12 protein-coding genes are annotated in these 13,168 nt (G+C 39.8%); 1 reads left to right on the top strand and 11 read right to left on the bottom strand.

From position 1 onward, the window contains the following. Positions 1-7: 7 nt before the first annotated feature. The 11 genes from ccoO to rdgB all read right to left on the bottom strand — a co-directional run bounded on the left by ccoO (position 8) and on the right by rdgB (position 11,694). Positions 8-673 carry a cytochrome-c oxidase, cbb3-type subunit II gene (gene ccoO / locus CFH81_05915; GenBank protein DAB39765.1) on the bottom strand — a complete coding sequence of 222 codons (666 nt, stop codon included), beginning with the start codon at positions 671-673 and terminating at the stop codon, positions 8-10. Positions 674-687: 14 nt separating this feature from the next. Continuing rightward, positions 688-2,154, bottom strand: coding sequence for a cytochrome-c oxidase, cbb3-type subunit I (gene ccoN, locus CFH81_05920; protein ID DAB40438.1), 1,467 nt, complete (start codon positions 2,152-2,154; stop codon positions 688-690). A 364-nt stretch (positions 2,155-2,518) separates the two neighbouring features. Then, positions 2,519-3,559 carry a D-alanine--D-alanine ligase gene (locus CFH81_05925; protein DAB39766.1) on the bottom strand — a complete coding sequence of 347 codons (1,041 nt, stop codon included), beginning with the start codon at positions 3,557-3,559 and terminating at the stop codon, positions 2,519-2,521. A 9-nt stretch (positions 3,560-3,568) separates the two neighbouring features. Next, a complete protein-coding gene (locus CFH81_05930; GenBank protein ID DAB39767.1) occupies positions 3,569-4,687 on the bottom strand; it encodes a carbamoyl phosphate synthase small subunit in 1,119 nt (372 codons plus the stop codon). Positions 4,688-4,727: 40 nt separating this feature from the next. Further along, complete coding sequence (locus tag CFH81_05935) at positions 4,728-5,279, bottom strand: competence protein (protein ID DAB39768.1); 552 nt, start codon at positions 5,277-5,279, stop codon at positions 4,728-4,730. A gap of 37 nt (positions 5,280-5,316) precedes the next feature. Further along, positions 5,317-6,567, bottom strand: coding sequence for an adenylosuccinate synthase (locus CFH81_05940; GenBank protein ID DAB39769.1), 1,251 nt, complete (start codon positions 6,565-6,567; stop codon positions 5,317-5,319). 6 nt (positions 6,568-6,573) lie between these two features. Then, positions 6,574-7,428 (bottom strand): ATP phosphoribosyltransferase regulatory subunit, encoded by an 855-nt coding sequence (gene hisZ / locus CFH81_05945; protein DAB39770.1) that lies wholly within the window; start codon positions 7,426-7,428, stop codon positions 6,574-6,576. Positions 7,429-7,434: 6 nt separating this feature from the next. Then, positions 7,435-8,538: an aminotransferase gene (locus CFH81_05950; GenBank protein ID DAB39771.1), complete on the bottom strand. Its 1,104-nt coding sequence runs from the start codon at positions 8,536-8,538 to the stop codon at positions 7,435-7,437. A gap of 100 nt (positions 8,539-8,638) precedes the next feature. Further along, a complete protein-coding gene (locus CFH81_05955) occupies positions 8,639-9,172 on the bottom strand; it encodes a hypothetical protein (protein DAB39772.1) in 534 nt (177 codons plus the stop codon). 69 nt (positions 9,173-9,241) lie between these two features. Further along, entirely contained in the window at positions 9,242-11,077 is a 1,836-nt protein-coding gene (locus tag CFH81_05960; protein ID DAB39773.1) for an invasion protein, read from the bottom strand. 2 nt (positions 11,078-11,079) lie between these two features. Further along, on the bottom strand, positions 11,080-11,694 hold the full coding sequence (rdgB, locus tag CFH81_05965; GenBank protein ID DAB39774.1) for a non-canonical purine NTP pyrophosphatase, RdgB/HAM1 family: 615 nt from the start codon (positions 11,692-11,694) through the stop codon (positions 11,080-11,082). A gap of 127 nt (positions 11,695-11,821) precedes the next feature. On the opposite strand from rdgB, the gene CFH81_05970 reads away from it, so the two are divergent. Further along, entirely contained in the window at positions 11,822-13,153 is a 1,332-nt protein-coding gene (locus tag CFH81_05970) for an MFS transporter (protein ID DAB39775.1), read from the top strand. Positions 13,154-13,168 lie beyond the last annotated feature (15 nt).

A 13,168-nucleotide genomic window follows, 5' to 3' on the forward strand; every position in this document is an offset into this window, starting at 1 on the left:
TGTCTCACTATTTCAATCTATTAAGATAGGCAATCATTGCAACAATTTCTGGAATTTGTCCGTTTGCTACAGCCTCTTTCACATCTTTGTTTTTCATATCATCCGCAATGGCTTTTGCTTCTGCTAATACCGTTGGTTTATATGCTTCCCAAGCTTCTTTTGTAGGCTGAAATTCATCCCCGTACGGTGTTCCAAAAACATTTTTAACTGTGACTGCTTCGGCATAGGCTGTTTCTATGTCTGCAATGTTTGTAAACTGATGCTTATATGCCGGCATAATAGATTGCGGTACCACTGATTTCGGATCCCACATATGATTTTCATGCCAATCTGTCGTTCTGTAATTTCCTACACGGTGAAGATCCGGACCGGTTCTTTTGGAACCCCAAAGAAAAGGTCTGTCATAAGCATACTCACCGGAAAGTGAATACTGACCATATCTATCAGTCTCGGCCTTAAACGGGCGTATAAGTTGTGAGTGACATGCGATACAATGATCTTTTTTATAAATATTTTTGCCTGCAAGCTCAAGTACTGTGTAGGGTTTAAGTCCCACTACCGGCCTGGATGCTTCGGCAAAGTTTGGCAAAATCTCAATGAGACCTGCAAAAGCAATAACGACAAATACTCCTACAGCAAAGAAGAATGGATTTTTTTCTAACCAATGAAACATAATAATCTACCTCCTTATGCCATAGGGCTTTTAAATTGTGGTTCAACTTCAAGTTTTCTAGAAATTGTCATCGTTTTGTACATGTTGTATGCAAACATCAAGAAGCCTGTCAGATAAAGTACCCCGGCAAGTGCTCTAATTGTATAATACGGATTGAGTACCGCTACGGTATCAATAAAGCTGTACATCAAATTGCCATACTCATCTACTGCTCTCCACATCATTCCTTGCGTGATGCCTGCAATCCACATAGAGGTAAAGTAAAGTACAACAGCTGTTATTTGAAGCCAAAATTGTGCTTCCATTAATTTTTTAGAGTAAATCTCTCTTTTGTACATTCTTGGCGCCATATGGAAAAGACTGGCCATAATCATAAATGCAACCCATCCAAGCACGCCGTCATGTACATGTCCGGGAATCCAGTCTGTAAAGTGTGCGATCGCATTGACTGATTTTATCGCCTGAATCGGCCCTTCAAGCGTTGATAGCATATAGAATGTTGATGCTAAAACCATAAATTTAATCAATGGATTTTCAGTAAGCTGATTCCACTCGCCTTTCATTGTAAGAAGCATATTGATCGCACTTCCCCATGAAGGCAAAATCAGTACGACAGAAAAAACAGACCCCATAGACTGCATCCAATCCGGAACTGTCGACCAAAGAAGATGATGAGAACCGGCCCACAGATAAACAAACATCAATCCCCAAAAAGAAAGCAAAGACAATTTATAAGAATAAATCGCCTGTCCCGATTCTTTTGGAAGAAAATAATAAATCATGGCAATGATTGGCACCGTAAAAACAAACGCTACAGCATTATGTCCCCACCACCATTGAACCAATGCATCGTTTGTTCCTGCATACATAGAGACTGAATGCATGATATTACCCAAACCGCCGGATGCAAAATAAGTAGGCACCTCCATGTTGTTAAAAAGATAAAGCATGGCAACGCCCAAGAAGCACGCTATGTAATACCAAAGTGAAATATAGAGAGATTTTTCTCTTCTAATCCCAATAAGACCAAACATTGCTACACCCCAAAGCACCCATACCAATACAGTAAGAATATCAAGAGGCCATTCCATCTCCGCATACTCTTTTGATGAGCTAAACCCCATAAAAAGTGAAGCGGCCATGGCCAATGCTAAAATAAAATAAAGTACAAACTGTAATTTTCCGACAAACATCAAAAATTTAGACTCTGCCATGGAAACTTTTAAGACCCTTTGCGCCGAATAGTAAAAAGTAGCAAAAACACCGCTGACGGTGAATCCATAAATTACTACGTTAGTATGAAGCGGCCTTAATCTTGAAAATGTCCCATACTCCCCCATCAAATAGTTCAATTCCGGAAATGCTAATTGTGCTGCAATAAGTGTACCAATCAACATACCTAAAAATCCGAATAAAATTGTTGTATAGGTAAACAACTTTGCTATCGAATAATCATATTCCAATGCTGCGTGTGACTGCATACATACCCCCTTTTTAAATATTATGTTAATAATTTTTGGCTCAAGATAAAAATTATTAACATCCATTATATTTTAATCTTTTTTTACAGATATAATGCTTAAAAATATAAATAAAAATGCTATTTGCCTCATAATGCTACAATAATTTAGAGTAAGTTTCTTTCTGATATACAATAGAATAATTTGATTTGTTGGTTTCATTAATTTTGGAGATTTGCAGAATAGTTAGCGTAGAGTAAATCTTATTTTTAATACATAACCGATAAATAGATCCGTGTCAAGGCCTCTTGTCTTGAATAAAAGATTTATAATCAAGTTTCAAGGCTCGACAAACCGATGGCAATCGATGAAGCAAAGGGGAAAATTATGCTTTTCCTTTGGCGCTTTGAATAGAGTGAATATATTGATAATCAACTGTAACAGGTTTCTCTTTTGGCAAATGCGAAGCAAGTCTATAAATCATCTCTTCAAAATCTTCAAAAAGATAGTTAGCCATTGATCCAGGTATGGGGTTGATCTCATTAAGATACACTTCATCTTCAATTACAAAAAAGTCGCAGCGAATTACTGCACCTCCAAAAAGCGGATGATAAATCTTTTTAAAATTCTCTTGTATCTTTATTTTGAGTGCATCATTAATATCTGCAGCAAGCACTTGTGAGTCTCTTGAAAAATCCATATACTTTTTCTCAAAATCCAAGAACTCTTCTTTTTGAGGCTGTTCTACAATAGAAAGTTCCCAGTCATTTGTATAGCATCCTGCTTGATTAAACTCTTTTACGCCAACAATAAATGGCTCCACGATAACATCCGTATCAAATTCAAATGCCACATCCAATGCGTAATCAAGTTCTGACTCATTTTTTACAATACTTACACCAATACTGCTGCCAAGACGTACAGGCTTGATGATGACTGGATATGATGTGGTTATTTTTCTTTCATCTGTTTTTGAAAGATATTCGTAGGGTACAGTTTTAACCCCCAGGTTTTCTGCGAAGAACTTGGTATAGAGCTTGTTATAACTCAACACTGAAGCCTCAAGGCGCGGAGAAATAAATGGGATATTGAAAAAAGTCATCAAGGAAGCCATTTTTCCATCTTCTCCGTCTCTGCCGTGAATCAGATTTATTGCCACATCAAAAGTAACTGCTTTGGCGCCAAACAATCCGTCGATAAAAAATCCGCCTTTTTTAAGTGTAAGCAATTTACATTTTTTGTAATCGCCCGAAGAAAAAAGTTTTGAGGTCATATCCTTGGCATCTATAAGATAAAATTGGCGGTCACTGCTTACAAAAATAAATATCAAGTTACTTTTTTTAAAAACCTTTTTCATCGTGATCGTGCTCACGATACTGATCTCATGCTCGTAGCTTGATCCGCCAAACAAAATAGCAACATTCATAAAAATTCCTTAAAGCATCTTCGCAAATTCACTGAACACATAAGCACTTTCATGAGGTCCCGGGCTTGCCTCGGGGTGATGCTGTACCGACATCGTCGGTGAATCATTGTAGCGAAGCCCTTCTATGGTATTGTCAAAAAGATTTATATGCGTAACCGATGCCACTTCAATAATATTTTCAGGAACATTATAATTATGGTTCTGGGCGGTGATTTCTACTCTTCCTGACACCACATTTTTTACAGGGTGGTTCCCCCCGTGGTGACCAAACGGCAATTTGAACGTATCGTATCCATGTGCAATAGAAAGAAGCTGATGCCCTAGACAAATACCAAAAAGAGGCACTTTGGCTGCAATGAGTTTTCTGATCTTTTCGTGTTCTTCTTTTAGGATCAGCGGATCACCGGGACCGTTGGAAAGAAATACGCCGTCAACTTTTTTGTTCTTAAATTGTTCAATAATCTCTTCGGCTCTCATGGCATTGGGTACCACTGTAACTTCCATGCCTGCATGAGTCAACTCATTGAGAATATTTCTTTTGATGCCAAAATCCAAAGCAATGACTTTTTTGGTTGTTTGCGGGATATCGTAATCAAATTTTTCGATATTGTAGCGGGCCTCTTTATGAACATAAGACTCCTTAGTGCTTACTTGTTCAATATAGTTGATCTCTTCAATGCGCGGCGTGTGTGCCAATACATTTTTAAGCTCATCTTTGCTGTGAATTTCAGTAGAGGCAACCATCATCATCGCGCCTTCCTGGCGTAATACTTTAGTAATATAGCGTGTATCAATCTGTGTAATGCCAAGAACACCATGCTTTTTAAGCAGTATATCCAAGGATTCCTCGGATCTGAAATTTGAAGGTCTATCTTGGTAGGAACGCACAATAACGCCTGCACAAAATGCCTGTTTACTTTCCATATCCTGTGCATTACAGCCTACATTTCCTATCTCAGGCATCGTAAACGTCACGAACTGTCCCGCGTAAGAAGGATCTGTTGCTATCTCCTGATATCCGGTTAAAGAAGTATTAAAAACACACTCACCAACCGACGTACCCTCTGCTCCAAAACTTTTGCCTTCCAGGAGCAATCCATTCTCAAAATAAAGCGACACTTTTTTCATCACACTTCCTTTTTCATTCTTCATACTTAATGCTTAATGCTTAAAGCATTCCTCTTTTTGCAAGTTCTTCTTGATAAAGTCTCTCATAGAGCAATTCATAGTCCTGAGAACCAGGGATAATTTCTTTTTTCATGTTTTTAATCTTGCTGTAGACAATATCATCTATCTCTTCGTAAGCATTTGCGAAGGTCTTAAAAGATTTAAAAATGATATTTTTTACTTGATTTTCACTCACATCATATTCTGCCAGATAATTCTCATAAAGCTCATCCAAAATTTGGTGAGAAAGATCGTTATATCTATCATCATAGTTCATGATCACCCCAAATTCGGGCGCCATTTTCTTTTTGATCATAAAAAAGAGTTGTCTTTCGTCTGCATGCTGAAATTCTATCTCGCCGCTATTGACATCAAGTATCTCTTTGACTTTGGCATCCAATGCCTGTTCTTTTTTCAAATTTTCATCAATGATTGCTTTGCACGCTTCTACGACAGCTTCTCTTCCCTTGGGCAATTTGACAAAAGGAGCATTGGCCAGGTCGATCCCGATTTTGGTTGCTACATATCCTGTTTGTTGTGGTTTAAGTCTCATCATTGCATCCTTTTTAAATTGTTCATTACCTAAAATACTACCGAATGATAGTGTCATCACGATCAGGACTTGTTGATATAATCCCCATCTTTGTCCCTATCATCTCTTCGAGCGCCAAAATATACGATTGTGCATTTTTCGGCAAGGCTTCAAACTCTCTCACACCCTTGGTCTTATCCCATCCTGGAAAACTTTGATATACAGGGGTTGCATCTTCAAGGTCATAAGGCACATAATCAATCTCTTTTCCATCCACTTCATAGGCTACACATACTTTCACTTCATTAAAACCGTCAAGCACATCCAGCTTCATCAGTGCAACCTGGTCTGCACCATTGACTCGCACTGCATGACGCATTGCTACCGCATCGAACCAGCCGCATCTTCTTGGTCTTCCGGTAGTGGTACCAAACTCGTGTCCGTTTTTACGGAGAATATCGCCTTCTTCACCCAAATCTTCACTCGGAAAAGGTCCATTTCCTACTCTCGTACAATACGCTTTAGCGATACCCGTCACCTTACCTAAATCTTTAGGGCTTAATCCAAGGCCCGAACAGGCGCCTGCACTGACTGTCGTCGAAGAAGTCACATAAGGATAAGTGCCATGATCAATATCAAGCATCGTACCTTGCGCTCCTTCGAGCAATACCTTTTTGTCTTCGGCCAATATATCCCACATCATCTGTGTTGTATCTACAATATAAGGGGAGAGTATGGCTTTATATCCTTCAAGTTCCCCTAAAAGTACCTTCTCTGAAGGAAGTTCAACCTCCATTGCTTCAAAAATAGTCTTATTGGTTTCAAAATATGCCATAATTTTTTCGGTGAGCTTATCAGGAGACAGCAACTCTCCTAGTCTATGCCCTACCCTGGCTATTTTATCGCCATAAGCCGGACCGATGCCTTTGCCTGTCGTACCAATCGCCTTGTCGCCTTTCATGCGCTCTCTTGCTTGGTCTATCAGTGCATGATATGGCAGCAGAATATGGGCTTTGTCTGATAAAAAAAGTCTGCCTTCAAGGTTTCCAAACTGCTCCATCTCTTTGATGAAATCCCTAGGAGAAATCACTACTCCGTTGCCTACAATATTTTTTGCTTTTGGATTGAGCACTCCTGAAGGAATAAGATGAAGTGCATATTTTTTATCGCCAATAACAATAGTATGACCGGCATTATGCCCCCCCGCAAAACGGCAAACATAATCATGTGTCTGTGCCATATGATCAACAATCTTTCCTTTTCCTTCGTCTCCCCATTGGAGTCCTACAATTAAATCCGCTTTACTCATCTGACCTTACTCCCTACTCATTTTTTCCATTTTATACGTGATACACTCATCTGTGTAAAGTGCAAATCCTGCTGCCTCTACATTGTCAATCGTATAAATACCGCCTGTGGCCAAAAGTGCATTCCCTTCAAACATTCTAAATGTCAAAGAATCATAATATCTCAATTTTGCATAAAAAAGCGGGGAAATTACCATTGTTGTATCATTTACTTTTTGTGCAGCTACTTTTATCTTTTCTAATTCTACTCTAATATCTTTAGGAAAAACACTCAAATCTTTAAGATCATCCACACTGTTGATGCTTACCAATGATTCCATCCAGGGTAGATTTACAGAGAGAATCTGCTCTATATGCATTGATTTCAATACTTCAAGAGAAATACCGTATTTCTCATTGAGCAGATGAGGAATACGGATATTGGATATTTGGATAATGGGTTTGATATCAAGTTTTTTTAAAAGTGCGACCGTTATTTGTGCCACTTCTTCAAAGCTGCCGTCTATGATTTCAGCTCCAATCTGATACTGTTCTTTTGTCGGATAAGCAACGGTGGGCTGGATATAAAACCATTTTTTTGACTCCATGCTTCGTCCCAGTCTTTTTGTTACGATACGCACAACATCGGCTGTAGAGTCTGCACGCAAAGTCACCTCATGATTGCTCTCATCATTAAGGCGCACAAGCGTATTGCTCTTTTCAAAAGATTCATGCTGATGGTAAGAAAAAATCGGGGTAACGATCTCTTCAAACCCAAGTGTCGCCAATACATCGCTTGCACTGTTTTCAATCTCTCTTTTGAGTTTTGCACTCTTCCCGAAGTAAAGCCGACTGCCGCTAGGAATTTCATGTTCAAATATCATCGAGGATTATGCCTTAAAATAGGTTTCGTTAAACATGCGGCTGGCTGCACCGTCAAATACTCTTCTTCCAAGCTCATCAAGTGCCAGCTCTACCGCGTTGACTACCCATGCAGACTCATATACCGGTATGAGCCCCATTTGATTAATGCGGAAAATCTTTCCCTTGAGATGATCTTGGCCGCCGGCTATGTTGACTCCGTATTTTGTTTTAAGAAGTTTTCGTATGGCTTCAGCATCCTCATCACATACTGTGCTCATAGCAAGTGCGGGTACTTTAGGGTACATGGTAAAACCTATAGCTTCAAGCGCAGCCTGAGTTGCTTTTGCCCGTTTTGCAGTGGCTTTGTACAGCGCGTCAATCCCTTCTTTGTCGATTTCATCAAAAATTGCATTCAGCCCGATAATCAACGTGGTGGCTGCTGTCCATGCGGTTGTATTTTTCTGCTGATTTTTGATTTCGATGGCAAGATTGAAATAATAATCTTTGCCTTTCCCTATTTTTTCTACTGCTTTATTTGAAAGACCTATCATTGCAAGTCCCGGAGGGAGCATCAATGCCTTTTGACTTCCTGTAATCAGGGCATCAATATGCGATACATCAATCTTTTCTACTCCCACAGCCGTAATGCCGTCTGCTATGATCATGATTTGGGGATTGATCTCTTTGGCGCGTTTGGCTATCGCTTCGACGGGATGCCTAAGTCCTCCTGCGCTTTCGCATACTTGGATAAAAATCGCATCAACCTCTTTATTTTCATGCAAAACTTTTTCTACATCTGCCACAGTTGCCGGAGTATCCCATTCATAGCAAAGCTCTATCTTCTCTCTGCCCATTGCATCTGCAATTTTTCCAAAACGCTCACCAAATTTGCCTGCATTTATTGTCAATGCTTTTTTTTCACATAAGTTGATCATGCATGCTTGCATTGCTCCCGTTCCTGAGCTGGCAACCATCACACATTCATCCATACCCAATAAGGACAATAAACGTTTTCGTGCTTCTTGAAAGATGGCTTCAAATTCGGGCGTTCTATGGTGTAGCGTAGGGGTTGCCATTGCTTGGCGCACAGATTCGGGTACAGGAGTTGGTCCGGGAGTAAAAAGTAACATAACGATCCTCTAATTTCAGTTTATATGATTACATAATTAGTGGCGATTATATCCAAAATGAGGTTAGAGGAGGGTAAGAAATTCTCTCCTCTTGTTTGATTTATTGATACGTAACAGAAAATTCAATTGCTACATCCTGCCATGTTTTTCCTTCATGAAGATCATAGCATGCTTTGTTAATCTCCTGAAGTGAAGGAATCATTTTAAAATCTGCCAAATCAATATATCCGTTTGCTTGAACAAAATTATCATTTACTTTATAGTGCATAGGCACTTCAATGCTTTGATGATTCATTGTGATTTTAACCACAAGCATAGCCTCTTTGACGGAGACGATTTGTGCTTCTATGAGAGCATTGGATTGCACATTAAAAAATGCGTTAACAAGCTTCTCATCTCGTTCTTTGTGAGCACTGTTGACACTGCCGGTATTGATGTTTGCTTTAAGCCCTTCAAGCATCTCTTGTACATTTTTTGCCTCTTTTTTGCCCGAAAGTTCAATCGCATCAAACCCTCCGGACACACCTGCTTTGGAGGGTGTTTTAAATGCTGTAAATTTCACACTCACGTTTGTTGGCTCATACGCAAATAAAACTGCGGTTGCCATCACAAATATCATTATTGTTTTTTTCATTTTTTATCCTTTTGGGTTTATCTAAAATTATTTTACTCTTTTTAACATAAAAAAAAGAAATTTTTTATATTAATCTAAAGTGATAATCTGCTGGCCGATCTCCTGATATTTTTTATAATAATATTCCACAAAATTGCGGACATTCTCTTTTTGGGGGAGATATATGCCGCTATGCTTAATCGCATACTCGCTTAGGTAGATGGCGGCATCTTTTTTATCCAAATAATGCTTTGCAAGTTTTTGATATGCCAAAATATAGGTTTCCTTCATGCTTTCATAGCACTCATAGTGGATCTGTATCGTTTTATCAAAAGTCACTACGCCTGACTCAAAAAGAATGGCCAAATGAATCAAACCCTCACAATAGTAAGGCAGCACTTCTCCCACTTCACGCCATGCCATAAGACCTACCGCACGTGAAACCAAATCATCAATGACATGCGTCTTAAGAGACTCTTTTTCGTGATAAAAAAATGCCATCAGACCGCCTGCTGTTGCCTTAAACTCTTCTATATTTTTAAATTGGCCGGTACCGTTCATCTTTGTTTCTGTGTCTGAATCTATCCATAAAATATGTCCAAACTCATGCCCTATTGTAGAGATATCATATAGCTCATGCCACAATTTTGGTTCATTTTCAATCAATGCTCTTTGTTTTTTTACAAAAGATTCTGTCATTATTTCCACATTTAGTTTCATAATCGGTTTAGATCTTTTGCTTTCCATAACAAAATCCGCATAGGCAAATATTTTTTTGCCCAATTCGCTAGATACCTCTTCGTCGTTGGGAACAACCTGCGCCGAAAAAAGTCCGTTAAATTCCGCGCCGTAGTAAAGCATCGGCTGCCCTATATAAAGCTGTGTTTCTCTAACCTGCATAAGATTTTTTGAGATAATGCGATGCGCTGTCTCTCCAAATTCCTGAGCCATCCTTGAAGCAAAGTCTTGAATATTCTCTCTGGTATGGGAGTTTTCCTGAAGTCCGGGATTTATGATACGCAAATCCCATTCCAATGCAACAGCTTTTCTGTAATGGTCCTCATAATACTCCAAAGGATGTCCTATTTGCAAAGGTGTTGTCACTTTCATCCATGCCCTGTCCACATTGGCCCAATATTCGATAAGCTCATCGGGATTGGTATGAGAAAAGGCGATATTGATGGCTATCAAATAATCCAGCCATGCCTCTTTTTGCCCAAACACCTCATCTTCAAGTGTTGCAAGCACTTCTATAAAAATACCCAAAGCCTCTTTTACGTGGGCTATTTCTTCTTTAAAAGCCTCGGCATACGAAACTCTTTTAAACTGCCCGTTTTTATCTTGGTGCAGCACAGAATAACAACGGTCTCCAATTTCGCCGCGGCTGTTTACGTCCAGCAGAGATTCGTTTTGAAGTTTTTCAAAAATTTTCTCCTCGTCTCCGTTAAAAAGGGTAAAAAGTTCACGGTTTATTCCGTAAATGATATGTGAAGTCCACGCACTTTGCCATCCGCTCATCGCAATCCCCACCGCATGTGTGCCTGAAATAATTGCGCGGTAAAACGGTGTAAGAAGCTGTGCCTCTTCTATCCATGAGACAAATGCCGCATGCCGCTTAAGATACATATTGCTCACAAAACGATAAGCCTGTTCTTTTTTGTCTATCCTCTCTTCTTGGTTTATATTTTCTTTTTGGAGTATCTGCTCAAGCGCATCTTCCCGAAGATTTACGATGCGGGTCAAGGCGGCCATGATTGTTTCATCATCTTTTTTTAGATCAAGATATGCCAAAAAATCATCTACAAGTTTTGATGCCTCATCATGTCCGCCATCAAGCAGTCTGTAAAATCCGTTAAGAGTTTTCTGCCTTTTTTGAAGCTCGTCATATATCTTTTGCAAATCTTCCGTAAATTGTTGTTTTGTCATTTCTAATTACCTTGTTTTTGCTTTAGCATTTTAATGATAGGCCGTGCCAGCTCCAAAGCTTTTGCTCTATGTGAAATCTCTTTTTTGATCTCCTCGTCAAGCTCACCCAATGTCAAATGATATCCAAGCGGAATAAACATCGGATCATACCCAAAACCTTTTTCTCCGCGTGCTTCATCTATGGCTTCCCCATGCATCCAGCCATGCACTACATAGTCGCCATATTTTGAAACAATCGCGATCGCAGCTGTATAGTAAGCGCAAGTGCGCTCTAAGCCTTTTTCCTTAAGCGTTGCAATGAGCTTGGAGAGATTTTCTTTGTCTGTTGCCTTTTCGCCAGCGTACCTCGCAGAATAAATACCCGGAACTCCGCCTAGTGCAGGCAAAGAAATACCGCTGTCATCGGCTATTACTATATAGGATTCTGTCGGCCTTTCTTTGGCTAATTTTTCATAGATGGTTCGTGCTTTAATAAGCGCATTTGCACTAAAAGTATCTCCGTCTTCCACAATCTCCATCTCGCCCAGCAATACAGAAAAAGCTACCACTTCATCCCGGCACATCTCTTTAAACTCTCGCAATTTACCTTTATTCCCTGTTGCCAACACCAATTTCATCCCACTTTCTCCTTTTTAAAAAACAAAACTACCTACGTAATAAAAAACGATATCCTTGCTTTTATCATCTACTCTTAACTTTTTTGGAATATAATAGGACAAATTTTATCTAAATAGAGGTATCACTATGTTTAAACAAATACTGCCGCTAAGTTTGATTGTGGGACTTAGATTTTTTGGACTTTTCGTTGTTCTTCCTGTACTCTCTGTATATGCCCTGGAGATGGAAGGTGCTACCTCATTTCTGGCAGGGCTTGTGGTGGGCGGTTATGCACTCGCACAGGTGCTTCTTCAGGTCCCTTTTGGTCTCATGAGCGATAAAATAGGACGCAAAAAAACATTGCTTTTCGGACTTTTAATTTTTATTGCAGGTTCAATTCTCTGTGCGCTTAGTGACAATATCTATATGCTTCTTGCAGGGCGTTTCTTGCAGGGTGCGGGAGCTATCGGTGCAGTAGTTACCGCCATGATAGCCGATCTTGTAAAGGAGGAACAAAGAGCTCATGCCATGGCGATCATGGGCGGAACGATTGCGCTTAGTTTTGCAGCTGCGATGATTATCGCACCGGTTGTCGGCGGTCACTGGGGGATAGATAAACTTTTCTGGCTCACAGCGATCCTGTCTGTGATGGCCATAGGTATCCTCTTTACTGCTGTGCCGCAGCCTCCAAAAATTATACACAGCTATGAGGAAGAGGAATCCAAAATGATCGAAGTCTTTAAAGATAAATCTTTAACAAGGATGTATATCACCTTTTTGTTTCACTCTTCCATTATGACCATGGCATTTTTTATCATCCCTCTTGTAATGACACAAAATCTTACAGAAGGCGGATTTGGTTGGGAAAAAGCAGAGCTTTGGAAAGTCTATCTGCCTGCAATGTTTTTTGGGCTTTTATCCATGGGGCCTGCGGCTGTATTTGGAGAGAAGTACGGCAAGGGCAGGCAGGTTTTCATGATCTCTGTTGTGGTGATATTTTTGGGCTTTTTGGCAATGGGATTTGCTTCTGCCCCTTGGGTATTTATCCTGGGCGTGGTGCTTTTTTTTATCGGGTTTAATATGTTTGAGCCGCTTCTGCAAAGCTTTGTAAGCAAATTTGCTAAAGTGCATCAAAAAGGTGCTGCCTTGGGTGTGGCAAATACGTTTGCTTATATGGGTATCTTCTTGGGCGGTCTTTTTGCAGGGTACATCATGCAGCACTATGATCGGTCTATACTTGCCGCGAGTGTTGCGATACTCTCCGTTTTCTGGTTTATTTGGGTTGCAACCATGCCAAACCCCAACAATAGGGGCAACGTCTACGTGTCGCTTGATCTTTTCGATAGGGAAAAAATAACTATTCTTAGACACCACAAAGCTATCGTAGAAACCTATATCAATGAAACAGAAAATATTGCAATTATCAAATATGAAAAAGAGTTGATTGACGAGGATGAGATTAGAGGTATGCTGAGCTAATGCTTAGCATACCGA

Source organism: Sulfurovum sp. UBA12169, assembly GCA_002742845.1.
Lineage (GTDB): Bacteria > Campylobacterota > Campylobacteria > Campylobacterales > Sulfurovaceae > Sulfurovum.

What these genes read in the sequence shown, in the direction of transcription:
- ccoO (DAB39765.1), bottom strand. Translation starts at nt 673, where the DNA reads ATGTTTCATTGGTTAGAAAAAAATCCATTCTTCTTTGCTGTAGGAGTA.
- ccoN (DAB40438.1), bottom strand. Translation starts at nt 2,154, where the DNA reads ATGCAGTCACACGCAGCATTGGAATATGATTATTCGATAGCAAAGTTG.
- CFH81_05925 (DAB39766.1), bottom strand. Translation starts at nt 3,559, where the DNA reads ATGAATGTTGCTATTTTGTTTGGCGGATCAAGCTACGAGCATGAGATC.
- CFH81_05930 (DAB39767.1), bottom strand. Translation starts at nt 4,687, where the DNA reads ATGAAAAAAGTGTCGCTTTATTTTGAGAATGGATTGCTCCTGGAAGGC.
- CFH81_05935 (DAB39768.1), bottom strand. Translation starts at nt 5,279, where the DNA reads ATGAGACTTAAACCACAACAAACAGGATATGTAGCAACCAAAATCGGG.
- CFH81_05940 (DAB39769.1), bottom strand. Translation starts at nt 6,567, where the DNA reads ATGAGTAAAGCGGATTTAATTGTAGGACTCCAATGGGGAGACGAAGGA.
- hisZ (DAB39770.1), bottom strand. Translation starts at nt 7,428, where the DNA reads ATGATATTTGAACATGAAATTCCTAGCGGCAGTCGGCTTTACTTCGGG.
- CFH81_05950 (DAB39771.1), bottom strand. Translation starts at nt 8,538, where the DNA reads ATGTTACTTTTTACTCCCGGACCAACTCCTGTACCCGAATCTGTGCGC.
- CFH81_05955 (DAB39772.1), bottom strand. Translation starts at nt 9,172, where the DNA reads ATGAAAAAAACAATAATGATATTTGTGATGGCAACCGCAGTTTTATTT.
- CFH81_05960 (DAB39773.1), bottom strand. Translation starts at nt 11,077, where the DNA reads ATGACAAAACAACAATTTACGGAAGATTTGCAAAAGATATATGACGAG.
- rdgB (DAB39774.1), bottom strand. Translation starts at nt 11,694, where the DNA reads ATGAAATTGGTGTTGGCAACAGGGAATAAAGGTAAATTGCGAGAGTTT.
- CFH81_05970 (DAB39775.1), top strand. Translation starts at nt 11,822, where the DNA reads ATGTTTAAACAAATACTGCCGCTAAGTTTGATTGTGGGACTTAGATTT.